The sequence below is a fragment of the Streptomyces sp. M92 genome, assembly GCF_028473745.1.
GTDB lineage: Bacteria > Actinomycetota > Actinomycetes > Streptomycetales > Streptomycetaceae > Streptomyces.
On the sequence record NZ_CP101137.1, the window covers coordinates 2425704 to 2449649 of the forward strand.

Annotated in this window: 24 protein-coding genes and 1 pseudogene; 17 read left to right on the plus strand and 8 right to left on the minus strand. The window is 71.5% G+C overall.

The genetic code is table 11. The features are described 5' to 3' along the window. Positions 1–29 precede the first annotated feature (29 nt). Together M6G08_RS11050 and M6G08_RS11055 are read right to left on the minus strand one after the other, a co-directional pair. Complete coding sequence (locus M6G08_RS11050; RefSeq protein ID WP_272586994.1) at positions 30–773, minus strand: hypothetical protein; 744 nt, start codon at positions 771–773, stop codon at positions 30–32. 40 nt (positions 774–813) lie between these two features. Continuing rightward, positions 814–1749, minus strand: coding sequence for a hypothetical protein (locus M6G08_RS11055; protein ID WP_272586995.1), 936 nt, complete (start codon positions 1747–1749; stop codon positions 814–816). 500 nt (positions 1750–2249) lie between these two features. Between M6G08_RS11055 and M6G08_RS11060 the strand changes: the two genes are divergently transcribed. The 11 genes from M6G08_RS11060 (at position 2250) to M6G08_RS11110 (ending at position 10745) form a co-directional block, all read left to right on the plus strand. Then, the gene (locus M6G08_RS11060; RefSeq protein WP_272586996.1) at positions 2250–2966 is read left to right on the plus strand and encodes a hypothetical protein; all 717 of its coding nucleotides are present in this window, start codon (positions 2250–2252) and stop codon (positions 2964–2966) included. 18 nt (positions 2967–2984) lie between these two features. After that, the gene (locus M6G08_RS11065; protein WP_272586997.1) at positions 2985–3878 is read left to right on the plus strand and encodes a hypothetical protein; all 894 of its coding nucleotides are present in this window, start codon (positions 2985–2987) and stop codon (positions 3876–3878) included. Then, positions 3875–5182 (plus strand): TadA family conjugal transfer-associated ATPase, encoded by a 1308-nt coding sequence (locus tag M6G08_RS11070; RefSeq protein WP_272586998.1) that lies wholly within the window; start codon positions 3875–3877, stop codon positions 5180–5182. Before M6G08_RS11065 ends, M6G08_RS11070 begins: the two co-directional genes overlap by 4 nt. Before the next feature lie 5 nt (positions 5183–5187). Next, complete coding sequence (locus tag M6G08_RS11075) at positions 5188–6249, plus strand: type II secretion system F family protein (RefSeq protein WP_272586999.1); 1062 nt, start codon at positions 5188–5190, stop codon at positions 6247–6249. Then, positions 6246–7169: a type II secretion system F family protein gene (locus tag M6G08_RS11080; protein WP_272587000.1), complete on the plus strand. Its 924-nt coding sequence runs from the start codon at positions 6246–6248 to the stop codon at positions 7167–7169. The genes M6G08_RS11075 and M6G08_RS11080 overlap by 4 nt, the downstream gene beginning before the upstream one ends. A 126-nt stretch (positions 7170–7295) precedes the next feature. Continuing rightward, positions 7296–7547 (plus strand): hypothetical protein, encoded by a 252-nt coding sequence (locus M6G08_RS11085; RefSeq protein WP_272587001.1) that lies wholly within the window; start codon positions 7296–7298, stop codon positions 7545–7547. A gap of 23 nt (positions 7548–7570) precedes the next feature. Next, on the plus strand, positions 7571–8032 hold the full coding sequence (locus M6G08_RS11090) for a TadE family protein (protein ID WP_272587002.1): 462 nt from the start codon (positions 7571–7573) through the stop codon (positions 8030–8032). Beyond that, positions 8033–8485, plus strand: a complete 453-nt coding sequence (locus tag M6G08_RS11095; protein WP_272587003.1) for a TadE/TadG family type IV pilus assembly protein — start codon at positions 8033–8035, stop codon at positions 8483–8485. Beyond that, entirely contained in the window at positions 8482–8955 is a 474-nt protein-coding gene (locus M6G08_RS11100) for a TadE/TadG family type IV pilus assembly protein (RefSeq protein ID WP_272587004.1), read from the plus strand. The genes M6G08_RS11095 and M6G08_RS11100 overlap by 4 nt, the downstream gene beginning before the upstream one ends. A gap of 69 nt (positions 8956–9024) precedes the next feature. Beyond that, entirely contained in the window at positions 9025–9696 is a 672-nt protein-coding gene (locus tag M6G08_RS11105; protein ID WP_272587005.1) for a hypothetical protein, read from the plus strand. Beyond that, on the plus strand, positions 9696–10745 hold the full coding sequence (locus M6G08_RS11110; RefSeq protein WP_272587006.1) for a hypothetical protein: 1050 nt from the start codon (positions 9696–9698) through the stop codon (positions 10743–10745). The genes M6G08_RS11105 and M6G08_RS11110 overlap by 1 nt, the downstream gene beginning before the upstream one ends. Before the next feature lie 12 nt (positions 10746–10757). On the opposite strand, the gene M6G08_RS11115 is transcribed toward M6G08_RS11110, so the two are convergent. The 3 genes and pseudogenes from M6G08_RS11115 to M6G08_RS11125 form a co-directional block, all read right to left on the minus strand. Next, positions 10758–12611: a serine/threonine-protein kinase gene (locus tag M6G08_RS11115; RefSeq protein ID WP_272587007.1), complete on the minus strand. Its 1854-nt coding sequence runs from the start codon at positions 12609–12611 to the stop codon at positions 10758–10760. 157 nt (positions 12612–12768) lie between these two features. Further along, positions 12769–13077, minus strand: a pseudogene (locus tag M6G08_RS11120) (hypothetical protein); the annotation flags it as partial. Between the two features lie 34 nt (positions 13078–13111). Then, on the minus strand, positions 13112–13774 hold the full coding sequence (locus M6G08_RS11125; RefSeq protein ID WP_272587008.1) for a hypothetical protein: 663 nt from the start codon (positions 13772–13774) through the stop codon (positions 13112–13114). 285 nt (positions 13775–14059) lie between these two features. Here M6G08_RS11125 and M6G08_RS11130 point away from each other — a divergent pair, with 285 nt between their 5' ends. The 5 genes from M6G08_RS11130 to M6G08_RS11150 all read left to right on the plus strand — a co-directional run bounded on the left by M6G08_RS11130 (position 14060) and on the right by M6G08_RS11150 (position 20647). After that, positions 14060–17089 carry a BTAD domain-containing putative transcriptional regulator gene (locus tag M6G08_RS11130; protein ID WP_272587009.1) on the plus strand — a complete coding sequence of 1010 codons (3030 nt, stop codon included), beginning with the start codon at positions 14060–14062 and terminating at the stop codon, positions 17087–17089. Then, positions 17086–17976, plus strand: a complete 891-nt coding sequence (locus M6G08_RS11135; protein WP_272587010.1) for a prepilin peptidase — start codon at positions 17086–17088, stop codon at positions 17974–17976. The genes M6G08_RS11130 and M6G08_RS11135 overlap by 4 nt, the downstream gene beginning before the upstream one ends. Before the next feature lie 78 nt (positions 17977–18054). After that, positions 18055–19254, plus strand: coding sequence for a cyclic dehypoxanthinyl futalosine synthase (gene mqnC / locus M6G08_RS11140; RefSeq protein WP_272587011.1), 1200 nt, complete (start codon positions 18055–18057; stop codon positions 19252–19254). Positions 19255–19261: 7 nt separating this feature from the next. Then, the gene (locus M6G08_RS11145; RefSeq protein ID WP_272587012.1) at positions 19262–19861 is read left to right on the plus strand and encodes a hypothetical protein; all 600 of its coding nucleotides are present in this window, start codon (positions 19262–19264) and stop codon (positions 19859–19861) included. Positions 19862–19951: 90 nt separating this feature from the next. Then, complete coding sequence (locus M6G08_RS11150; RefSeq protein ID WP_272587013.1) at positions 19952–20647, plus strand: demethylmenaquinone methyltransferase; 696 nt, start codon at positions 19952–19954, stop codon at positions 20645–20647. Positions 20648–20747: 100 nt separating this feature from the next. Here M6G08_RS11150 and M6G08_RS11155 read toward each other — a convergent pair whose 3' ends face one another. After that, the gene (locus M6G08_RS11155) at positions 20748–21125 is read right to left on the minus strand and encodes a PASTA domain-containing protein (protein WP_272587014.1); all 378 of its coding nucleotides are present in this window, start codon (positions 21123–21125) and stop codon (positions 20748–20750) included. A 94-nt stretch (positions 21126–21219) separates the two neighbouring features. Beyond that, on the minus strand, positions 21220–21759 hold the full coding sequence (locus M6G08_RS11160) for a GNAT family N-acetyltransferase (RefSeq protein ID WP_383140970.1): 540 nt from the start codon (positions 21757–21759) through the stop codon (positions 21220–21222). 73 nt (positions 21760–21832) lie between these two features. Between M6G08_RS11160 and M6G08_RS11165 the strand changes: the two genes are divergently transcribed. Beyond that, the gene (locus M6G08_RS11165) at positions 21833–23125 is read left to right on the plus strand and encodes a geranylgeranyl reductase family protein (RefSeq protein ID WP_272587016.1); all 1293 of its coding nucleotides are present in this window, start codon (positions 21833–21835) and stop codon (positions 23123–23125) included. Here M6G08_RS11165 and def read toward each other — a convergent pair whose 3' ends face one another. Further along, positions 23126–23767, minus strand: a complete 642-nt coding sequence (gene def, locus M6G08_RS11170; RefSeq protein ID WP_272587017.1) for a peptide deformylase — start codon at positions 23765–23767, stop codon at positions 23126–23128. Positions 23768–23946 lie beyond the last annotated feature (179 nt).

A 23946-nucleotide genomic window follows, 5' to 3' on the forward strand; every position in this document is an offset into this window, starting at 1 on the left:
ACGACTTCGCTGCTGCGAACCGCCCTCCCTCAACCCAGCTTGGCGTTCTGCGCCTTCACGACCGCCGCGGACAGCTTCGCGTCGCTCGGCCTCGCGTTGACCATGGCCATGCCGTCGACCGAGAAGTACACGGCGACGACGTCACCGCTGCGTACGGCCTGGGTGTGCACGGAGTGCGTGGCGCCCCGGAACGTCAGCGTCGACCGGAAGGCGAGCGACTCGTCACCGGCCTCCGCCACGGGCTTCTCGGCGGTCACGGAGTCGTACGCGCTCGTGTTGCCGTTGGCCTTGGCGGTGAAGCCGCCGGTGCAGGCTCCCACGGCCTTGGACAGGCCGGCCAGGGCGGCCTCGGCTTTGCCGGACTCGTATGCCATGAGCATCACGTACGTGAAGGGTTTGGTGGCGTCGGAACTGAGGGAGCGCGTGAGGTCGGCCTGCGGCTCGCCGAGGGGGAGCTGGTTCATGGCGTGGGCGAGTGGGGCGCAGACGGGCTTCTCGACCGTTACCTCCTGCGGGGACTTGGCGAAGGCGAACTCGCTGTTGTCGGAGCTCGCCACGTCCGCGTCGGACAGGGTCATGCCGGAGACGTCCGCCTTGGTGATCACCAGCTGCTTCAGCCGCTCCTCCGGCGTCTGCTGCTTCTCCTGTTGTGCGGTCGCTGCCGGCTTCTCCGCCGAGTCCGTGTCCGAGCCGGAGTCCCCGCCGCAGGAGGTGAGCGCTGCGAGGGAGAGGGTGGACAGGGCGGCGAGTGCGGCCGGGGCGGCGCGCTTCATGGGGACTCCTTGGTGGGGGGTGGGGGGGAGTTCGGTCCGGTCAGTCGTGTTGTGATTCGGTCAGTTCGCGTAGCTTGGGCGAAAGTTCGGGCACTTTGGCCCCGGCTGCCTGCGCCGCCGCGACCTCCCGGACATAGGCCAGCGCCGCCTCCCGCAACCGTTCCTTCTCCCGGCCCTGCCGACGGCCGACGAGCCAGATGTACACGGCGAGGGGGACGAGGAGCAGGGCACCGTAGGCGCCGGGTTCGTCCGACGTCGCGGCCCACATCGCCCCGCACGCGCCGCCCAGGATCAGCAGGCAGCCCGTCTCGTCGTGCCAGCCGCCGACGTCGGCCATCGTCTCGTACGCGCTGACGGCTTCGGGCTTCGGCGGCACGGTGACCGGTGCGGTGGCGGGGGCGTCCGCCGCGCGGCACGGCCCCGCGCCCGGCGGTGCCGTGCCCGGCAGTGGCTCGTCCGGTGGCGCCTGGTCCGGCAGTGGCTCGACGGCCGCGTACGTCGGAATCGGCACCGCGCCCTTGCCGCCCCCGGTCGACGACCGGCCCTCCAGCCACGCCGGTACGTGTGTCAGCGGAATGCCGTGTGCGCGGGCCACGCCGAGGACCTCGCGGTAGCCGGCGAGCGGTCCGTCCGTCAGCGCGCGCTTCCAGCGGACGCGCACGTGCACGACCATGGCCACCCCGACGACGAACAGACACCCGGCGGCGCCCAGCGCGGCGAAGAGGTGATCGGTCAGCGCCGGGACTATCGGGACGGCGCACGGCAGGAGCAGGCCGGCCGTCAGCGCCAGTACCCCCAGCGTTGCCGCCGGCCGTCGCTGCTCCGCGGTCAACGCCTGACGTCGCTCGGTGAGGAGCACGGTCACCGCCGCGTCGTCGGTGTAGTCGAAGCCGTGTCGCGTGCTGATGGCCTGGACCGCGGCCAGGGCTCTGGCATCGGCGGCCAGCGCTGCCCCGTTCACCGGTAGCAGGTCCATCGTCCTTCCCCCTGTATGCCGTGCAGACCCATCATCAGTCCGAGCGAAGATCATGGCACGCGCCCTCCGCACCTTCGTGAGTGATTCGTGCAGGCATCATGGCCGCACCGTGACGAACGGCATGCGGACGGTGTCTCGCTGTAGCGGGAGCCTATTCGCACACGCACAGTTGGAACGGGTGGCTCTCGGGCGGTACTCAAAGGGGCGGCGGCGGCGCGAAGTTGCCGAATGGTAACGGTGTGAGGCGTGAGGTCCGAGGGAGCCGGCGCGTCTTGAGGGGCTTATGTGCGGCTGATACGGTGCGATGGCTTGACACTCGCCTCGCTGCTGGCTATTCGCCCAGGTCGGGCGGGTGTGTCAGGGGGTGCCCCTGGACACCAACGGTCGGGCGGGACGCGCGGAGTGTCCGAATTTACTGATGATTGCGCGCACTTGAGTGGTGACTGCTGCTCAAGCGAGTGCGCGGCAGACAATTTCTTGGGTGTACGGGGAGCGGTTGCGTGAAGATCCAGGGGCGTACGGGGGCGGGCGCGGGACGTGCCGCGGCTCCGGCTCAGCCGTCGGTCGGTGACCGGCTTCCCAGCCCTCCTCGCGAGCGCAAACCCGCGCTGGCCGCGCTGGCGGTGCTGCTGATCCTGCTGGGCGCGCTGGGTGCCACGATGCTGGTGCTGCGGGTCGGGGAACGGGTCGAGGTCGTCAAGGTCACGAAGGACATCCCGCCGGGCGGGAAGATCACCGATCAGAACTCCACGATCGTGATGGTCGCGGACGACCCGGGCATCCACTACATCAAGGAATCGCAGCTCAAGACCATCCAGACCTACCAAGCGGTGACCATGATTCCCGGTGGCTCCCTCCCGGTCGGCGAGATGTTCGCCAAGGAGCCCAAGATGCCCGCCGGCAAGGCGTCCGTCGGCGTGGCTCTCAAGGAGGGCCAGTACTACGCGGACATCAAGGGCGGTGACACGGTCGCCGCGTACCGGGTCGGCTCCCGCAGTGCCGGCAGCTCCGACTCCGACCAGGACTCCTCGTCGTCCTCCTCCGGCAACGCCCTGATCGCGAACGCCTCGGTCGAGAAGGTCACGGGAGACAGCGACGCCACCGTGAGTACGGGCAACAAGTCCATCACCCTTCTCGTCGACGAAGCCGACGCGGCCGCCCTCGCCTCGGCGTCCTCCGCTGGCGAGGTGGCCCTCGTGCGCGTCCCCGGCAAGTAGAAGGCGACCCAACCACCCATGGCCCTCATCGCCCTCGCCGCCGACAAGGGTTCCCCCGGCGTCACCACCGCGGCCGTCGCCCTCGCGGCGGTCTGGCCGCGCCGCGTCCTGCTCGCCGAGACCGACCCGGCGGGCGGCGACCTGGTGTACCGGTCCGCCGCAGCGCACGGCGGGCCGCTGAACCCCAACACCGGCATGCTGTCGATCGCCGCGACCGCGCGCCGCGGCCTCGTGCCCGACCAGCTCTGGGACCACGTACAGCCGCTCAGCGGTGGCCTGGAGGTCCTCGTCGGCCTCGGCATCTCCGAGCAGGCCGCCGGTCTCGCGGGCCTGTGGCCCACCCTGGGCCGGGCCTTCGCCTCCCTCGCAGACTCCCCGAACGCGCCCGCCGACGTCATCGCCGACTGCGGTCGCATCAGCGGCGACTCCCCGGCCACCGAGCTGTTCCCGCACGCCTCGCTCGTCCTCCTGCTCTCCCGTACCGAGCCGGAGGCCATCGCCCGCGTCCGTGACCGCGCCGCCGCCCTCAACAACAAGCTGCACGGCGGCCCGCGCGGCGCCGCGAGCCTCGGCATGCCGCTGATCGGCGTCGTCCTCGTCGCTGACACCAACAACGCCGCCAAGTTGTCGGGCCAGGTCAACGACATGCTGGTGGCCGCCCAGACCGGCGCCCGCGTGGTCGGCACCATCGCCGACGACCCGGCCGGCGCCGACCAGCTGGCCGGACGCAGGCGCGGCCGGCTGGAGAAGTCGCTGCTCATCCGCTCCGCCCGCAAGGTCACCTCGGACCTGTACCAGCAGTTCGGCGCCGCCTGGTCCATGCCGACCGGACCCGCCGGTCCTGCTGGTTCCACCGGTTCCACCGGTCCCGCAGGCACCGGCATGGCCGGTCACGCCGGAGCCGGCCGATGACCACAGTCGACCACTCGTTGGTCAAGCGGTTCCGGCAGGAGGCTGGCGACCGCATCGCCGAGCAGCGTCGCCAGGACCAGGTCAGCGGCGTCACGCCGATGTCCACCGAGGACGAGAGGCAGTACGCGCGCGCCGTCATCGCGCAGATCCTGGAGGAGTACGCCCGCGCCGAGATCAACGCCGGGCGTACGCCACTGGACGCGGAGACGGAGGAGGCGTACGCCGCCGCCGTGCACGCCGCGCTGTTCGGCGTCGGGCGGCTCCAGCCGCTGCTGGACGACCCCGAGGTCGAGAACATCGACATCAACGGCTGCGACCAGGTCTTCGTCGGCTACTCCGACGGGCGTGAGGAGCGCGGGGAGCCGGTCGCCGAGACCGACGAGGAGCTCATCGAGCTGATCCAGATCCTCGGCGCCTACTCCGGCCTCTCCTCCCGCCCCTTCGACTCCGCCAACCCGCAGCTGGACCTGCGCCTGCCGGACGGTTCGCGTCTGTCGGCGGTCATGGACGTCGCCCGGCGCCCCGCGCTCTCCATCCGGCGCGCCCGCATGGGCAAGGTCTTCATCTCCGACCTGGTCGGCAACGGCACCCTCACCCCCGAGCTGGGCCACTTCCTGGCCTGCGCGGTCCGGGCCCGCAAGAACGTCATGATCGCGGGCGCGACCAACGCCGGAAAGACGACGCTGCTGCGCGCCCTCGCCAACGAGATCCCGCCCAACGAGCGCCTGATCACCGTCGAGCGCGCCCTGGAGCTGGGCCTCGACACCTTCCCCGACCTGCACCCCAATGTCGTCGCCTTCGAGGAACGGCTGCCCAACTCCGAGGGCCACGGAAGCATCAGCATGGCGGAACTGGTCCGCCGGTCCCTCCGTATGAACCCCTCCCGCGTCATCGTCGGTGAGGTGCTCGGCGACGAGATCGTGACCATGCTCAACGCCATGTCGCAGGGCAACGACGGCTCGCTCTCCACGATCCACGCCAACAGCTCGCACGAGGTCTTCAACCGCATCTCGACGTACGCGCTCCAGGCCGCCGAACGGCTGCCGATCGAGGCCAGCCAGATGCTGGTGGCCGGCGCCGTCAACTTCGTCGTCTTCATCCAGCGGCGCAACAACTTCCACAGCGGCGGACGCCTCCAGCGCATGGTCACCTCAGTCCGCGAGGTGAACGGCGTCGACGGACGCGTGCTCTCCAGCGAGGTCTTCGCCGAGGCGCCCGACGGCCGGGTCGTCCCGCACGCCCCCATAGCCTGCCTGGAGGAACTCATCGCCTACGGCTACCGGCCCAACGGAACGTGGGGGTGACGCACATGACCACCACACCCCCCACGCACACCACTCTCGCCGCGCTCGACTCCCTCGGCTCCATGGGCGGTCTGTTCTCCACCACCGTCCTGTACGCGCTCGGCTGCGGCGTCGCCGTCGGCGGCGGCATCGCGCTGCTCATGGTCGCCGTACGCGGTCTGCCCGCCAAGCCGGAGCACGAGAAGCGCCAGGCCGCCGAGCGGGCCAACGAACTGATCCGCTGGGCGGGCCAGCGCGGCTCCCTCGCGGCCATCGTCGGCCTCGCCGTCATGCTCGTCACCCGCTGGGCGGTACTGGGCATCGCCGCCGGCATCCTCGTCTTCTTCTGGGACCACCTCTTCGGCGGCGCCGCCGAGGAACGCGCCGCCATGAAGCGGGTCGAGGCCCTGGCCTCCTGGACGGAATCCCTGCGCGACACCATCGCCGGCGCGGTCGGACTGGAGCAGGCCATTCCGGCCTCCGCCCGAGCCGCCGCGCCCGTACTCCGCCCCCACCTCGACGCCCTGGTCGACCGGCTGCGCTCGCGCACCCCGCTGCCCGACGCGCTCCAGCACCTGGCCGACGAGATCGACGACGCCTCCGCCGACATCATCGTCGCCGCGCTGATCCTCAACGCGCGGCTGCGCGGCCCGGGTCTGCGCCAGGTCCTCGGCGCGCTCGCCAAGTCGGCGCGCGAGGAGGTCGACATGCGTCAGCGGGTGATGGCCCAGCGCGCATCGACCCGCCGCTCGGTGCAGATCGTCGTAGCGGTGTCGGTGCTGTTCGTCCTCGGCCTGTCCATCTTCAACCGGGACTTCGTCGAGCCGTACGGCTCCCCCGTCGGCCAGCTCGTCCTGGCCTGCGTGTGCGGCCTGTTCGCGCTGGGCTTCTGGTGGATGCGCAAGCTGTCGACCATCGAGACGCCGGAGCGCTTCCTGGTCCGGGACGGCTCGGACGTCCAGTTCGTGCGCCCCCGTACGCCGGGCCAGCCGGGCCACCCCGGCCAGCCGGCCGCCCAGACCGCGCAGCGCCTGCCGCAACCGTCCCAGCCGTCGCAGGCGTCTGGGGACGAGGGGGTACGACGATGAACCTGACGATGCCGGTCCTGGTCGGCGCGGTCATCGGCCTGGGCGTCTACGCCCTGGTCCGCGCCCTGATGCCGAGCAGGCGGAGCCCGGTCCAGCAGGTCGCCCGGATCGACGCGATGCGGGCGCGCGGGACGGCGTACGAGTCGTCGTCGCGCACGGCGAAGGACGACGGCCGCCTCGGCACGCTGCGCGCCCGGGTCGGCGCCCGCGTCGCCGAGCTGTACCTGCAGCAGGGCTGGGAGCTGCGCTCGCTGCGCGCCGACCTGGCGGTGCTGGACCGCAGCTGGGAGAAGTTCCTGGCGACGAAGACGCTGCTGGCCGTGGGCGGCCTGTTCTTCGGTCCGTTCCTGTTCGCGATCGTGTGGCGGCTCGGGTTCGGCGACAGCCCGATCATCCCGGTCTGGCTGGCCCTGCTCTGCGCGGGGATCTTCTTTTTCCTCCCCGACCTGGAGGTACGCCGGGACGCCGCCGACAAACGCCGTGACCTGCGGCGCGTGATCGGTGCGTACCTGGACCTGGTCTCCATGAGCCTGGCCGGCGGCCGTGGCCTGCCCGAGGCCCTGATGGCGGCGGCGGAGGTGTCGGACGGCTGGGCCACCCACCGCATCCGCAACGCCCTGGCCGACGCCCGCATCACTGGCATCAGCCAGTGGCAGGCGCTCGGCCAGCTCGGCGAGGACCTGGGCGTCGAGGAGCTCAAGGACCTCGCCGCCTCCCTCGCCCTGGTCTCCGACGACGGCGCCAAGGTCCGGGAGTCCCTCGCCTCCCGCGCCGAGACCATGCGGCACCGCGAACTCGCCGAGATCGAGGGCAGTGCGGGCGAGAAGTCCCAGTCGATGCTCGTGGCCCAGCTCCTGCTGTGCGCCGGGTTCCTGGTGTTCCTGATCTATCCGGCGGCGATGCGGGTGTTTCAGGTGTGACGCGGCTTACCAGCTCCAGAGGCTCGGGAGGCCCAAGAGGCTTACAGGGGCTGCACGTGCTCCAGAGACTTCAGAGGTTCCGGAGCGGCTTCGCTTCCAGAAACTGATACGAGAGGACAACTCATCATGAACGGACAGAACTTCCGCACCGGCATCCCGGCAGTGGACTTCCTGGTCGTCTTCCTCCAGGGCCGCGTGGAGCGCGCCCGCTCCGGCGAACTCGACCGCGGCGCGTCCGCCGTCGAATGGGTCATCATCTCCGCGGTCGTGGTCGCGATCGTCGGCGTGGTGGCCGCGATCATCACCAAGGCCATGGAGAAGGGCGCCGAGAACGTCGGTAACTGCATCGAGGGCGCCGACGCGAGCAGCACCTGCTGACCGGACGTACGGGGTACACGGGGATGCCGGCCAACGTGTTCAGACGGTTGCGCCGCAGGGTCGAGGCCGCCCGCGAAGCGGCGGCCGCCCGCGGCGAATCCGGCATGACCGCGATCGAGTTCGTGTTCCTCACACCGGTCCTGTTCTTCATGATCTTCGCGACGGTGCAGTTCGGGCTGTACTTCTTCGCCGACCACGTGGCGCAGGCGGCGGCCCAGGCGGGCGCGCGCAAGGCCCGTGCGACGGCCGACGCCCAGCCCGGCGCCTGGCGCGGCGAGGCGCGGGACGTGGTGGACAGCTACATCAGCCAGTTGGGTCCCCAGCTGGTCATCGCACCGGACGTGAAGATGCTCCAGCCGGAACAGGACACGGTCGGTGTGGAGATCACGGCCCGTATCCCGACGGTGTTCCCGGGCCTGGACCTGACGGTGCACGCGGAGTCGATGGGTCCGGTGGAACGCTTCGTCGAGGACGGGGGGAACTAGATGCGTGTCGCCCTGCGGGCTCTCGTACCGACGGCGCTCGAAGACCGCCGTCGGGTGTCGGCGGACGACGACGGGCTGTCCACCATCGAGGTGGTCATCCTCGCCCCGGTGATGATCCTCTTCATCCTCGTCCTGGTGGGCTTCGGCCAGCTGGTCGAAGGACGGGGCGCCCTCGACGGCGCGGCCCGGGACGCGGCACGCGCGGGCTCGATCCAGAAGAACCACGGCACGGCGGTCGCCGAGGCGAAGAAGGCCGCCGAGGCCAACCTCGCGGACGTCTGCTCGGGCCCGGTCTCGGTCGTCCAGAAGAGCGCGGGCTTCGAGCCCGACACGCTGTTCACGGTGGAGGTCAGCTGCGAGGTGCGCGGCCTGGCGATGATCGGCCTGAACATCCCCACCACCCTCTCGGCGACCTTCAGCTCCCCGCTGGACCCGTACCGGAGGACGGCGTGAGATCCCTCGTACGCGGCAGGATCGCGCACCGGGTCGCCCACCGGCTCGCCCACCTGGACGACCGTGGCTCGGGCGCCGGCGCGGTCATCATCTTCGCCCTGGTCTTCCTCGCCCTGTCGGCCTTCGTCATCGACGGCGGCATGTCCATCTCCAAGCGGGAACGCGCCGCGGACATCGCCGAGCAGGCCGCCCGCTACGCCGCCCAGGACATCGACCGCGAGGCCCTCTACGACGACGTGGGCGGTCCCGCCCCCATCAACTACGAGAACTGCGACGCGAGGGTCAAGGCCTTCGCCGCCGAGATGAACATGACCGGCGCGGACATCGCCGGGACGCACTGCGTGGTGGCCGACACGGAGCAGGTGCAGGTCGAGGTGCAGCTCACCTACTCCCCGGTCTTCACGGGGATGTTCTACGGCGGTGACGTGGTCGTCCACGGGCAGGCGGTGGCGGAGAACGAGGTGGGCTGAGCACACACGACACCGCCCCTGCCTCTGACCGCGCCCCCCCATCCCCCCACCGACGGAGGAAAAACTCCCATGCGCACACGCACGACCACCGCCACCGCTGCCGCCGCCCTGACGGCAACGGTCGCCCTGCTCCTCTCCGGCTGCGGAGGCTCGGACTCCGGGGGGTCCGGGGACTCGGGGAAGGACGAGATCGCGGGCGCGGACACGGGTGCTTCGGCATCCACGTCGCCCTCCCCGTCCGCGAGCGAGGACAGCATCGACCGCCCGGAGATCAAGCTGCCGTCCGACGTGAAGAACGTCTTCGAGGGCGGTCCGACTGGCGATCCGGTCAAGGACGCGGTGCTGGCGGACAACGAGCGGCGCGTCAATTCGATCGACGAGGCGATCGTCGTGGACGCGGAGAAGCACCCGGCGCTGAAGTTCTACTCGAAGGACGAGGCCCTCATGTCGGCCGCCACCTACATCAAGTCCTTCTACGACAACAACCGCAGCTTCACGGGTGAGACCCGCTACTACGACCGTGAGGTGACGTTGCCGAAGGACGGGGTGGCGACGGTCACCTACTGCATGGACGCGACCGGCACCTACCCGAAGGACCGCAAGACGGGCAAGGTGGACCGCTCCGTCACCGCGTCACCCAGCGACTACGTCTTCTACAACACCCGGCTGGAGAAGAACTCCGAAGGTGTGTGGCAGACCACGAGCGTGTCCTCGACCGAGGCGGCGAAGAAGTGCATGTGATGCGTCCTCTGCCTGCGACACGCGCCCTTCTCGTACCCGTCCTGGCCCTGGCCGTGACGGCAGTGCCGTCCGTGGCCGTCGCCGGTGGCGGCCGCGACGCCGGCGGTGGCACGGAGGGCAATGCCAAGGGCTCCACCGGGGACGGCGTCATCAGGGCCGAGACCAAGGTCACGACCAGTGTGAACGGCAGTTCCGAGCCGACCGGCACGGGAACCCTCACTCCGGAGAACAGCAACTGGACACCGCCCGCCTGCTGGTACGAGCCTGCCTTCTCGCCCGAGCAGATCGAGAAGACCGTGAAGCTGTGGCGGGGCATCGACGGCCTGTTCTTCCTCCGTGGCGTCGGTGACTTCATCGGTGACTCGCTGGACGCGTACTACAAGGACGGCGAACCCTACAAGAACTACAACCTCGACAAGCAGGGCGAGGGGATGTTCTGGGCGGCGGTGAAGAACCCCAACCGGAAGGATGATCCGGAGGCCAATTCCTGCAACAGGCAGCCGTTCTGGGTGGACGAGGGAGACGTGCCCGAAGAGCCCCTGGCCGTCACTCCGCAGATCCTCGCCGAATACGCCTACGACGAACTCCCCGTCCCCGGCACGGAGATCGAGATCAAGCCGGCCGGAGCCACGAAGGTGAACCTCCCCACCTGGATCTGGCTGGACAAGTCCAGGTTCAAGAAGATCTCGGTCACCGCCAGCCTCCCCGGCACGGGCCTGTCCGCCACCACCACCGCCGAGCCCGTCTCCCTGCACATCGACCCCGGCACGAGCGACGCCCGCACCTACCCCGCCTCGGGCGACTGCGAGATCGACGCCGACGGCAGCATCGGCGAGCCGTACGCGGACGGCAAGGCGAACGACACCCCGCCCTGCGGCGTCACCTACCTCCGCGCTTCCGGCTCCGACGGTGCGTACGCCCTGCAGGCGACCGTCACCTGGAAGATCTCGTGGACCAGTACCACGGGCGAGGGCGGAGACCTCCCGGACGGCACGTTCGGCGCCACGCAGGACGTTACGGTGCAGGAGATCCAGTCGGTGAACCGCTAGGCCGGCCCGTTGTCACTCGGGCTTCCACTGGGTGGCCGTGAAGATGTACGTGCGCAGGTTGTCGTTCTCGGCGCTCTCCTTGTTCACCCTGGTGATCCACAGGTGGGTCACCGTGCCCTGGCCGGACTCGATGCACAGGGCGGTTCCCTCCTTGAGGAGGGAATCGTCCCTGATCCTGCTGAGTGGAATCGGGTTCGGAAGCGTGGCCGCGCGGGCGGCGTCGCGGCACTCTGTGGGTGTGGGACGGCGTTCGGTCAGGGTGGCGAACGACCCGCCGTCGTCGGCGAGACGGATGCCGTTCAGTTTGATCGGGTCCGGACAGTCCGTGTAGGTGAGCCACCGACCGGAAGTCGGCACGTAGGAACCATTGGTTTCCAGCGTGAGGTCCTCGATGTCGAGCGTGGTGACGTCGGAAGGGCTGCACCGTGTGCCGGAGCCGATGTCCTCGGCGTTCGCGTAGTACTTGGGCGCCCGCAGTACCAGGTTCTTGTTCCGCGCGCTGATCTGCCATCCCGGCTCAGTCCTCGGCGCCTCGTCGGTCGATGGCGCACCAGCCCCGGAGTCCTGCCCGACCGCGCCGTCGGCAGCGGTGGGATCGGGGGAGACAGGGCCGGAGGCGGCACCGGACGCCGTCCGATCGCCCCCGGAGCCGTCGTCCGCCAGTAGTCGGTAGGCGGCGACCGAGCCCCCGCCGATGGCGAGGGCGCCGATGACGGCCAAGGTCGCGACCAGTGGCCCACGACGACGCCTGGACGGTTCCCCGGTCGCGGCCGGCCCCTGCTGAGCCGGCCCGCCGATGACCTGCGGGGGCTGCGACGGTGCGGTGGGCGCCGCGGCCATGAACGCTTCGGCGGGTGAACTCGCGGGCCGGGTGGGCGCCGCGGCGGCGAACGCGGCCTGCGGCGGCAACCCGGGCCGGGTGGGCACCGGGGACGGGAGAGGCGGGACCGCGTCGGCGGGGCCGGGAGCCGAGTACAGGCGCAGCGTGTGCTCCTGGTGGGCGATCTGCTGGGCGACGGGGGTCGGCAGCCACCAGCCCTCCTGGCGGGCCAGCCCCGAAGTCCCGGCCAGAGTGTGGCACGTCTCGATGACGCGGGCCGGCGTCGGCCGTGCGTCCGCCTCCTTGGCCAGGCACGCGGCGACGAGGCCGCGCAACTCGTCGGGGCACGCGGTCAGATCGGGCTCGTTGGAGACGATCCGATACAGCAGGGCCGGCGATGAGCCCTCGCCGAAGGGATGGCGTCCGGTGGCCGCGAAGTAGGCGACGAGGCCGAGCGCGAAGATGTCCAGCGCCGGTGTGACATCACCGCCCATGGCCTGCTCGGGAGCCATGTAGGCAGGGGTGCCGAGTCTTACGTCCGTCCCGGTCAGCGCGGTGGTGTCGGCCGCGCGGGCGATCCCGAAGTCGATGACACGCGGCCCGTCCGAGGCCAGGAGCACGTTGGACGGCTTCAGGTCCCGGTGGACCACACCGGCCGCGTGAATGGTCTGCAGGGCTTCGGCCATGCCGGCGACCAGTTGCAGCACGGTACGCAGCGGCAGCGGGCCGTGCTGGTACACCGCGGAGGCGAGGGAGGGACCCGGAACGTAGCCGATGGCGAGCCAGGGCTCGGGGCCGTCGGTGAGGCTGTCGAGGACGGGAGCGGTGTACGGACCCTGCACCCGGCGGGCGGCGGCGACCTCGTGGGCGAAACGCCTGCGGAACTCCGGGTCCTGCGCGTAGTCACGCCGTACGACCTTGAGGGCGACCGGCTGCCCGCCACGGGTGTGCGACAGATACACGACTCCCATGCCGCCCTCGCCCAGCCGCGCACGCAGTCGGTAGCCGGCTATCTCCCGGACGTCGTCGGGCGACAGCGCTTCCATCGGGGGGTCCTTCCGCGAGCGGGTTGAGTCAGTCATGGTACGGATGGGGCCGGAGCGGGGCGTGATCGAGGGGCTACATGCGTCTGGACGAACGGCAGCCCCAGCGAGAGGGCCCCCGCCCGACCCCGGCCCCTACGGCTCCACTTGTCGCCCCGCTACCCGTGCCGCCCTTCCCGCCTCGCTGGTCCTCCGTCTTGGCGGCATCGTTGACCTTCTTGGTCGGGTCGTCGTCGAGTTTCTTGAACTCCCGGACCACGGCGTCCGACATGGAGGCGAGCGCGTCGAGCTGCTGGGTGATGTCCTCGCGGCCGTCTTCCCAGTAGGACTCGAAGTCGCCGAGAGCGTCGTTGACGCTGCCGTCGCCGATGTCGTCCTTGTACGACTCGAAGAGCTTCTTGGTGTGGTTCAGCCGCGTCTTCAGCGACCGCAGCTGGCGCCCGTAGTCCTCCAGCTCGGTCAGCGGGATTGCGGTCCCGTCAGGAACCTCGTCCGTCGCCGTATCAGGAGCACCCGCCCCTCTTCGACTCGGTGGATACCGCCTGCCACACGCCCTGGTCGTTCTTCTGCATCGTCACCGTGTAGGCGACCTTCGGGTCGGTGCCGGGAGGGTTGGCCTCGACCTTGCCCGTCTTGCGGTTCTTGGTGCGTGCTTCGCTCTCGTCCGTGCAGTACCTCAGCTGTGCCTTGGTCTCCTCGGCGAAGAGCGTCGCCTCCGGTTCGAACACCGGCAGTTCACCGAGGACGGTGAGCTCCTTGTCCGTGTACGACTTGATCCACTCGCGGTCCTGGGAGAGGCCGGCTTCGGTGTCGTAGAAGGCGAGCGCCTCGCTGTCGGGGTCGCCGGCGATGATCGCCGCGTAGCCCGCCCGGAGTTGTTCGTTGCCGTCGTTCAGGACGGTCTGCTGGCCGGGCTCGTCGGCCGTCCAGTCCTCGAAGGTGAGGCGGAAGCTGCTCGGAAGCGTGATCTCCGGACGCCCGGCGGCTGCCGCCGCAGACGCGGATGCCGACGGCGAGGAACTGCCCACCCCCGTGCCCACCCCCGTGTCCGCCCCCTTGGTGTCCTCCGACGACGAGTCGTCCCCGCCCCCTCCGCACGCGGTCAGGAACAGTGCCGCCGTCGCTGTGAAGGTGCCGGCGGTGATGGAGAGGGTGCTGCGGGCCACGGTTGTTCCTCCCCGGAGTGCGGCGTTGCGACAGGGAACGGAGCCATCAGGGGCGGTGCGGGGGGGGGTCTGGCCGGTTCCCGGGGATTGTGTGGGGGCCGTGAAGGGGGTGACGGCGTTATGGGGCAAAGGGAGCGAAGCGGGCGGATGTTGCGGTGGAGTCCTCATTCGGGCCTTCGACGGTGTCGGTGGGAGTCCATAAGATCTCTGTAGGCTCAGCACATCCCTCATACCGGACGCTCCCGCCGCCTTCTCCGACACGGCCCACGACCCAGGACACCGCCCATGCCGCGACGCCGCACCTCAAGCTCCGCAAGCTCGACGGCTCCCTCGGCGGCACCGAGGAACCGTACGCCGCAGCCGGTGCGGGTGCGGCGGCGGTCGTTCGGGGACTTCGTCAAGGCGTTCCTCGCGTTCGTCGCGCTGCTCGGGCTGGTCGTCGGGGTGCCCCTCGCGCTGGCCATGACCGCCGGGTGGCCGTTTCCGGACGGGGCGCCCAGCCTCGACTGGCTTCAGCGTGAGATCACCGTCAAGACCTTCCAGAACATCCTGACCGTCGTCGTCTGGTTCGCCTGGGCGCAGTTCACCGCCTGCGTGCTCGTCGAGGTCAAGGCCGCGCTGTCCGGCGTCGGGGTGCCGGGGCGGGTGCCGGGGTCCGGGCCCAGTCAGCTGCTCGCCCGGCAGCTCGTCGCCGCGCTGCTGCTGGTCGGCGCCACCGCGGCGAGCCTCACGCCGGGACTGTCGCAGCTCGGGCAGAGCATCGAGGGGAACCAGAAGCCCTCCGTGGCGGCGGCCCAGCAGACGCCGGGAATCTTCGCCCAGCAGCAGGAGCAGGCCGCAGGCACCGCGAGCGCCGTCGCCGAGCAGGCCGGTCAGGCCGCGGCCCGCGCCGAGGGTGCCTCCGCCGCGCACGGCGACACGAAGTACTACCGGATCCAGCCGCCGGAGGGACGTCACCACGACTCCCTCTGGGAGATCGCCGACCGGCACCTCGGTGACGGACGCCGGTACAAGGAGATCTTCGAGCTGAACAAGGACCGCGTGCAGCCGGACGGGTCCAAGCTGTCCGAGGCCAGCCTCATCCGACCCGGTTGGATCATGGAGATGCCCGGCGACGCCCGCGGCGGCGAGCTCGTCGAGATGCCCGACGAGGCGCCGAACGTCTCCGAGCAGGTGCAGCAGCAAATCAGCGACTACGCCCAGACCGGTGACCACGCGCAGGGCGGCGGCGGAGCCGGGAACGGGGCCCAGGGGGCTGGTGGTGCTGGTGGAGCCGGGGCCCAGGGGGGCGGCGACAACGCCCAGGTCTCCCTTCCCGAGCAGCGGCCCGCGCCCGCCACTCCCGCCCCCAGCACCGGGCACGACCAAGCCGCCCCCGCCGCGGCCGACCACTCCTTCGGCCTTCCCGAAGCCCTCCTCGCCGCCCCCCTCCTCGCCGCCGGCCTCCTGGGCGCCCTCGGCCGCCGGCGACGGCAGGCGCTGTGGCAGTCGGCGCTCGGGAGCGTCGGCGGGCGGCGCGGCATGGAGCCGCCCACGCCGACCGGCGACGCTCAGGACGTGCAGGACGCACTGCTCGTCGGCGCCGACCCCGAGGGCGTACGCCTCCTGGACCGGGCGCTGCGCGGACTCGCCGCCGCCCTCACCGCCGAGTCGCGGCCGCTGCCCGTCGTGTACGCGGCCTGGATGGGCGGCAACGGCGACCTGCACCTCCAGCTCGCCCAGCCCGCCGGGAAGCCGCCGACGCCCTGGCAGCTCGGGCAGGACCAGACCTTCTGGATGCTGGCCCGCGCCGACGCCGAGCGGTACGAGGACGCCGACACCGCCGCGCCGTACCCCGGGCTCGTCAGCCTCGGCACCATGGACGACTCCCGGCTGCTGCTGAACCTGGAGTCGGTGCCCGGCATCGTCTCGCTCGGCGGCACCGAGGCCGACCGGACCGCCGTGTTCGCGTCGGTCGCCGCCGAACTGGCCACCAACGGCTGGTCCGACCGCATGACCATCACGCTCGTCGGCTTCGGCGACGACCTCACGCCGCTCGCGCCCAACCGCATCCGGCACCTCGACGGGTTCGAGGACCTCTTCGAGACCATGTCCGCCGAGACCCGACAGCGGCGCGGCGCGCTCGGTGCCGCCGGGCACGACTCCGTCCTCACCGGCCGCACCGGGCCCGCCCGGCACACGCGTTGGGCCCCGCACCTCGTCCTGCTCGCCGCCCAGCCCTCCGACGAGGACGCCCTCCGGCTCGCCGAACTCGCCGCCGACGCCGGTCGCCTCGGTATCGGCTACCTCGTCGGCACCGAGGGCGCCGACCTCCCGGGTGCCGCCTGGGAGATGCAGATCACCGGCGAGGGCAAGCTGCTCGCACCGCTCCTCGGACTGGAGCTTGGGGCCCAGATGCTGCCGGCCGCCCAGCAGCGGGCCGTCGTCGAACTGTTCACCGACGCCGCCCCCGACCCCGAGCACGGGCCGGGTGGGTCCGATGGGCCCGACGGGTCCGGTGGCCGGGCCAACCGCCCGCCCTTCCTCGTCGACATCAGCGAGCAGGGGCGGCCCGCGGTGTACGCCCGCCTCGTCGGGTCGTACGAGATCATCGGCCTGGACGCGCCCGACGGCGACCGCAGTGCCCTGCTCCACGAGGCGCTGGCGATGCTCCTGCTGCACCGCGAGGGCGTGCACCCACGTGTGCTGTCCTCCGCGCTGTGGCCGCGCGGCGTCACGGCGGACGTGCGCGACGCGCTGCTGGAGCGGCTGCGGGTCTGGCTCGGCACCGACCCCGACGGCACCCCGCGGCTCGGCACCGACGCCACCGGACGGCTCACCCTCGCCAAGTCCGTCGTCTCCGACCTCGATGTCCTGCGCTCCCTCTACTACGAGGCCACGCAGGGCCGCGGCGTCGGCAGCCGCCAGGTGCGCGGGCGGCTCCTCACCGACGCACTGGTGCTGGTGCGCGGGCCGCTGCTGGCCGACCGGCCCGAGGGCCGTTACCGCTGGCTCACCCACGAGATCGTCGACGCCCAGCTCCCGCTGCTCGTCGCCGACACCGGGCTGGCGCTCTCCGAGTTCCACCTGGAGAAGAACCGCGCGGAGAAGGCCATCGAGGCGCTGAACGCGGCCCTGCGCACCGCCCCCGCCGACGAGCGCCTGTGGCACGAGCTGCTGCGCGCCACACGCGCCACCGACGACACCGCCCGGCTGCACGCCCTGGCCGCCGACCTCGTCGACCGCAGCGGCGCCCGCGGGCTGCCGCCGCGCACCGAGGCGCTGCTGGACGAACTGCTGCCCACCTGGCGCGACGGCGTCGCGGCGGCGGGATGAGCCTCGACCTCCTGATCGTCCTCGTCGCCGCGCTCTGGGGCCTGGTGACGGGAGCGCTGCTGCCGCGGGCCGCCTACCGCTTCTCCGCCCCCGCGGGGGCGGAGTGGCGTGATCGGTGCCCACGGGAGCATCCCGTGCCGGGCTGGCTCGGTCGGGCCCGGTGCGGGCAGTGCGCGACCGACAGCAACGGCGGTAACGGCGGCACCGGTACTATCGGTGGCACCTGCAGTACCGGTGGCAACGGCAGCACCGGTGGCACCGGCACTACCGACGGCACCGGCAGTACCGGCGGCACCGGCAGTACCGGTGGCAGCGATAACTCCCGCAGCACCGACAACGCGTTCTACGGCCCCGGCACCGCCGTCCTCGCCACCGTCACCGCCCTCGTCTGCGCCGCCCTCGCCGCCGCCACCGGGACCCGTCCGGAGGTGGCGGTCTGGCTGCTGCTCGCCCCGGTCGGCGTGCTGCTGGCCGCCGTCGACCTGCGGGTACGGCGCCTGCCCGACCCCCTCACCCTGCCGCTCGCCGGCGCCGCGCTCGTCCTCCTCGGGCTCACCGCGCTCGTGCCCGAGCACGCGGGGGAGTGGACCACCGCCGTGCTGGGCGCCCTCGCCCTCGGCGGCGGCTACGGCGTGCTCTTCCTCATCAACCCGGCCGGCATGGGCTTCGGAGACGTCAAGCTCGCCCTCGGCGCCGGGGCCGTCCTCGGCTGGTACGGCTGGCCGACCCTGATGCTCGGCACCTTCGCCGGCTTCCTGCTCGGCGCGCTGTACGGCGGTGCCCTCGTCGTCGCCCGGCGGGCGGGGCGCAAGACGGCGATCCCGTTCGGGCCGTTCCTGATCGCGGGCGCCTTCCTGGGCGTCCTGGCGGGGGCCTACGCGGCCTGAACACCGACCCGTAAAAGGCCTGGCGTACGCTGGTCAGGTCTGTCCACAACCCTTACGAACCTTGCGAAAGGGACGCCGGTGACCGAGAAGGCCGACCTTCAGCCCATCCTCGACCGCGCCGCCGCCGGTGGGCGGATCACCCCCGAAGAGGCGCTCGACCTCTACCGGGACGCCCCGCTGCACGCGCTGGGCGCCGCCGCCGACGCCGTACGCAGGCGCAAGTACGCCGGCAGCGAGCACATCGCGACGTACATCATCGAGCGCAACATCAACTACACCAACGTGTGCGTCACGGCGTGCAAGTTCTGCGCCTTCTACGCGGCCCCCAAGGACACCAGGAAGGGCTGGACCCGCGACCTCGACGACATCCTGCGCCGCTGCGCGGAGACGGTCGAGCTGGGCGGCACCCAGATCATGTTCCAGGGCGGCCACCACCCGGACTACGGCGTCGAGTACTACGAGAAGCACTTCGCCGCCATCAAGAAGGAGTTCCCCGACCTCGTCATCCACAGCCTGGGGGCGAGCGAGGTCGAGCACATGGCGCGGATCTCGAAGGTGTCGGTCGAGGAGGCGATCCAGCGCATCCACGCGGCCGGGCTCGACTCCTTCGCCGGGGCCGGTGCGGAGCTGCTGCCCGAGCGTCCGCGCAAGGCGATCGCCCCGCTCAAGGAGTCCGGCGAGCGCTGGCTGGAGATCATGGAGATCGCCCACAATCTGGGCGTGGAGTCGACGTCCACCATGCTCATGGGCACCGGCGAGACCAACGCCGAGCGCATCGAGCACCTGCGGATGATCCGGGACGTGCAGGACCGCACCGGCGGCTTCCGCGCCTTCATCCCGTACACCTACCAGCCCGAGAACAACCACCTGAAGGGCCGCACGCAGGCCACGCTCTTCGAGTACCTGCGGATGATCGCCATCGCCCGGGTCTTCCTCGACAACGTCGCCCACATCCAGGGTTCTTGGCTGACCACCGGCAAGGAGGTCGGCCAGCTCTCCCTGCACTACGGCGCCGACGACCTCGGCTCGATCATGCTGGAGGAGAACGTCGTCTCCTCCGCGGGCGCCAAGCACCGGTCCAACCGGCTGGAGATCATCGACCTGATCCGCAAGGCGGGGCGCGTCCCGGCGCAGCGGTCGACCACGTACGAGCACCTCGTCGTGCATGACGACCCGGCGAACGACCCCGTGGACGAGCGCGTCGTCTCCCACATCTCGTCCACGGCCATCGCGGGTGGCACGGCCCACCCCGAGCTGAAGCTGCTCGCCCCCAACTGAGGCCGTCGTGCTGACGATCCACGTCTCCGAGGCCTCGCCCGAGGCGGCCGTCGTGGTCGACGGCGCGCAGCTCGCCGCCGTCGGCCCGTACGAGGCACTGGCCGCCGACCACCCGCGGGCGCGGGTGCGCCGGTGGCCCGGCATCCTGACGCCCGGACTGCTCAATCCGTACGGCCCGGAACTGCTGGAGCAGGCGTACCACCCAGACCCGCGCGAGGCGGACCGGCTGGGCACCGAGCCGATCTTCGGGGAGCGCGGGCTCGCACTCCTCGGCGCGAACGCGTCCGCGCGGGGCGCCAGCGCGCGCCGGGGGGTACAGCGCATGCTGGCGCACGGCACGGTCGCCGTCGCCGGTGAGCTGCGCGGCCGCGCGGTCCTGGACGCGGTGCGCGGGGCGGGGCTCGCCCTGGCGGGGCGGCCGGCCGGTCTGCCCGGGCCCGCGTCCTTCTCGCCGGTTCCGCTCGTGCTGCTTCCCGGGCTCGCTCCCGGGAAGTCCGCCCGGTTCGCGGTGTTCGACGTACCCGACCGGGCCGCGCTCGTACGGGAGGGTGCGGCCACGTGCGTGGCCACCGTCGTGGGCGGTCGGCTGGTGTACCGGGGGCGCTGAGCCGGGCGTCTCAGGGACCTCGGTGTCCGGGACCGAGGTCGCCGTGAGCCCGTCCGCCCCGGGCGGGACGCGTGCTGCAACAATGGGCCCGTGACCCGCGCTTCCCTGAACAAGCAGCCGCACGAAGTCGCCTCGATGTTCGACCACGTCGCGGAACGGTACGACCTGACGAACGCCGTGCTCTCGCTCGGCCAGGACCGGGCGTGGCGCAAGGCGGTCGCCCGGGCCGTCGACGCCCGCCCCGCGCAGAAGGTCCTGGACCTCGCGGCGGGCACGGCCACCTCCTCCCTGCCCTTCGCCCGCACCGGCGCCTACGTCGTCCCCTGCGACTTCTCCCTCGGCATGCTCCAGGTCGGCAAGGAACGGCACTCCTGGCTGCCGTTCACCGCGGGCGACGCGACCCGGCTGCCGTTCCGGGACGACACCTTCGACGCCGTCACCATCTCCTTCGGGCTGCGCAACGTGCAGGACACCGACGCGGCGCTGCGCGAGATGTACCGGGTGACGCGGCCCGGCGGCCGGGTCGTCATCTGCGAGTTCTCGCACCCCACCTGGACGCCCTTCCGCACCGTCTACACCGAGTACCTGATGCGCGCCCTGCCGCCGGTGGCCCGCGCGGTGTCGTCCAACCCCGACGCGTACGTCTACCTCGCCGAGTCCATCCGCGCCTGGCCCGACCAGCCGGCGCTCGCCGAGCGGCTGGGCAAGGCCGGCTGGTCGAGGGTGGCGTGGCGGAACCTGACGGGCGGCGTGGTGGCGCTGCACCGGGGGTTCAAGGCGGGCTGAGGACCGCGCCACGTTCCGGTGCGGGCTGAGGGTCGCGCACGGTTCGAGGCGGGCTGAGCAATGCGCAACGGTTCGAGGCGGCTGAGGACTCCGCAGCGGCTCAAGGCAGGCTGAGGACCGCGCAGCACGGCGGTCCGCCCGTTTCCCCTCCGGCCGCGTCCGGCCCGCTGTGCCCCGGCTCGGTCAGCTCCCGCCGCAGCCCGCCCGACGGAGGCCCCGGCACGCGCGGCTCGCGGATGCCTCCGCCGCCCTCGCCCTCCCCGAAGTCGAACCACACGTACACCTGCGAGTCCCGCGGCACGTGCGCGCCGGGCAGCGGGTACTGGCGTACGACGTGGTCGACGACGGCGAGGCGCAGGTCGGGCCGGTCCGGTGTGTGCAGGGACAGGCCCCGCGCACGGGCCTCCTCGCACGCGTCCACGGCCATCAGGCCGACCAGGCGCGGTACGCGTACGTCCTTCTTGGGTGCCAGGCGCACGGACGTCACCCCCCAGCGGTACCCGGCAGCGTAGCGCCGCCGCGCACCGCCCGGAAGCGGCAAGTGGCTTACTGTGACAGTTGGTTGCAGTGAGTCACCGGCTGGGCAGCGGGAGCCGGTAGCAGTGCCCCTGCCGTTGCGAGGCCGGGGTGGTGAAGACCTCGGCGAGGCGCATGCCCAGCCGCTCCGTCACCGCGATGGACCGGGCGTTGCGGGCGTCGACCATCGCGACCACCTCCGCGACCCCCGCGGCGCGCACCCGCTCCAGCGTCTGCCGGGCCGCCGCAGTGACGTACCCCTTCCCCCAGTGGGCCCGTCCCAGGCGCCAGCCGATCTCGATCTCACCCTTGGGGCCCCAGTCCTGCGGCCACGGCTGGGCACCGGTGAAGCCGATGACCGTGTCCGCCTCGTCCACCATGGTCCACAGGCAGAAGCCGTGCTCCGCGTCGTGCCGGCGCTGGCGGGCGGTGAGCTCCTCGTAGACGGACAGTTCCGCGGTCCTCCCGCCGTGGAACTCCATGACGTCCGGATCGTCGAATATCCGGTGCCAGGCGACCGCGTCCTCGTCGGTGGGAACGCGCAACCGTACAACGGGCAGAGCTCGGTTCACTGGGCAGCCCTTCAGCCGGGACATGGGTGTCGCTGAATAGACTGCCCATGACCAGTGCCGGTCGGCACGCAGATTTCGAACTTGGGGAGATCCCGCCGTGACCGTCGAGACTGAGCCACTCTCCGAGAACACCGCCGACGTGATCGTCGTGGGCGCGGGGCCGGCCGGCTCCACGACCGCGTACCACCTGGCCAAGGCGGGGCTCGACGTCCTGCTGCTGGAGAAGACCGCCTTCCCCAGGGAGAAGGTCTGCGGCGACGGCCTGACCCCCCGCGCGGTCAAGCAGCTCGTGGCCATGGGCATCGACATCTCCGAAGAGGCCGGCTGGCTGCGCAACAAGGGGCTGCGCATCATCGGCGGCGGCTCCCGCCTCCAGCTGGACTGGCCGGATCTCGCCTCCTTCCCCGACTACGGACTCGTCCGCAAGCGCGACGACTTCGACGAGCAGCTCGCCCGGCAGGCCCAGAAGGCCGGCGCCCGCCTGTACGAGCGCTGCAACGTCGGCGCCCCCGTCGTCGACGACCGCACCGGCCGCATCACCGGCGTCCACGCCAAGCTCGGCGAGGACAAGCGCGAGGTCACCTTCCGCGCGCCGCTGGTCGTCGCCGCCGACGGCAACTCCACGCGGCTGTCCCTGGCGATGGGCCTGCACCGACGCGAGGACCGTCCGATGGGCGTCGCGGTCCGCACGTACTTCACCTCGCCCCGCCACGACGACGACTACCTGGAGTCCTGGCTGGAACTGTGGGACCGCCGCGGCGCCCAGGACCGGCTGCTGCCGGGCTACGGCTGGATCTTCGGCATGGGCGACGGCACCTCGAACGTCGGGCTCGGGGTGCTGAACACCTCGGACTCCTTCAAGGAGCTGGACTGGCGCGAGGTGCTGAAGGCCTGGTGCGCCTCCATGCCGGAGGACTGGGGCTACACCCCGGACAACATGACCGGCCCGATCCGCGGCGCCGCCCTGCCCATGGCCTTCAACCGCCAGCCGCACTACACCAAGGGCCTGCTGCTCGTCGGCGACGCCGGCGGCCTGGTGAACCCCTTCAACGGCGAGGGCATCGCCTACGCCATGGAGTCCGGCCAGATCGCCGCCGACGTCATCACCCAGGCCCACGCGCGGGCCACGCCGGCCCAGCGGGAGATCGCCCTCCAGCGCTACCCGCGCGTCCTGAAGGACACCTACGGCGGCTACTACACGCTGGGCCGCGCCTTCGTGAAGCTCATCGGCAACCCGAAGGTCATGCAGATCGCGACCCAGCGCGGCCTCACCCACCCGCTGCTGATGAAGTTCACCCTGAAGATGCTCGCCAACCTGACGGACCCGACGGGCGGCGACGCGATGGACCGCATCATCAACGGACTGAGCAAGGTCGCGCCGAAGGCCTGATCAGCTCCCGGCCTCGGCCTCTTCCAGCGTTCTGGCGTTGGCCGCCCGGCGCGCGAACACCTCGTCGCGCCGGGCGGCCGACTGCCGCAGCGCCCGTTTGCGGTCGCGCGCGGAGAGCCGGTCCAGGTACACCTGACCGTTCACGTGGTCGGTCTCGTGCGCGAGGCAGCGCGCGAAGTAGCCGGTGCCCTCGACGACGAGCGGCTCGCCGTCCTTGTCGAGGCCCCGCACGACGGCCCGGTCGGGGCGCGGCACGGCCATCATGGCGCCCGGCACCGACAGACATCCCTCGCCCTCGTCCAGCAGACGGCGCCCGGCCGGGTCGAGGGGATCCAGCACCGGGTTCACGATGTGCCCGACATGCCGGGCACCCTCGTCGTCAGGGCAGTCGTACACGAACAGGCGCAGATCGACCCCCACCTGATTCGCCGCCAGCCCGCAGCCGTCGGCCACGTACATCGTGCGGAACATGTCGTCGATGAGCGCGGCGAGGTCGGGCCCGAACTCGGTGACGTCCCGGCAGGGCTTGTGCAGCACCTCTTCGCCGACCTCGGTGACCCGTCGTACCGATCCGCACCGGGCCTCGGGCGCGAGCGGGGGATAGGCGGCGGCGGGCCGCCCCTGTACGAACACGCTGGGCATGGTCTCTCCTTCGGCTCGTGGACGGGCCGGTGGAGGTCCGGCCCGCCCCGAGCATGCCAGGAGCGACCGCGGGGACGCAGCCCTCGAACGGCTGCGGCCCCGCGCGGACGTGTCCGCGTCGTGCGTCTCGGGAGGTGCCGGGGTCCGGAGCCGCGTGCTGGACGCGGACCCCGTCTCCG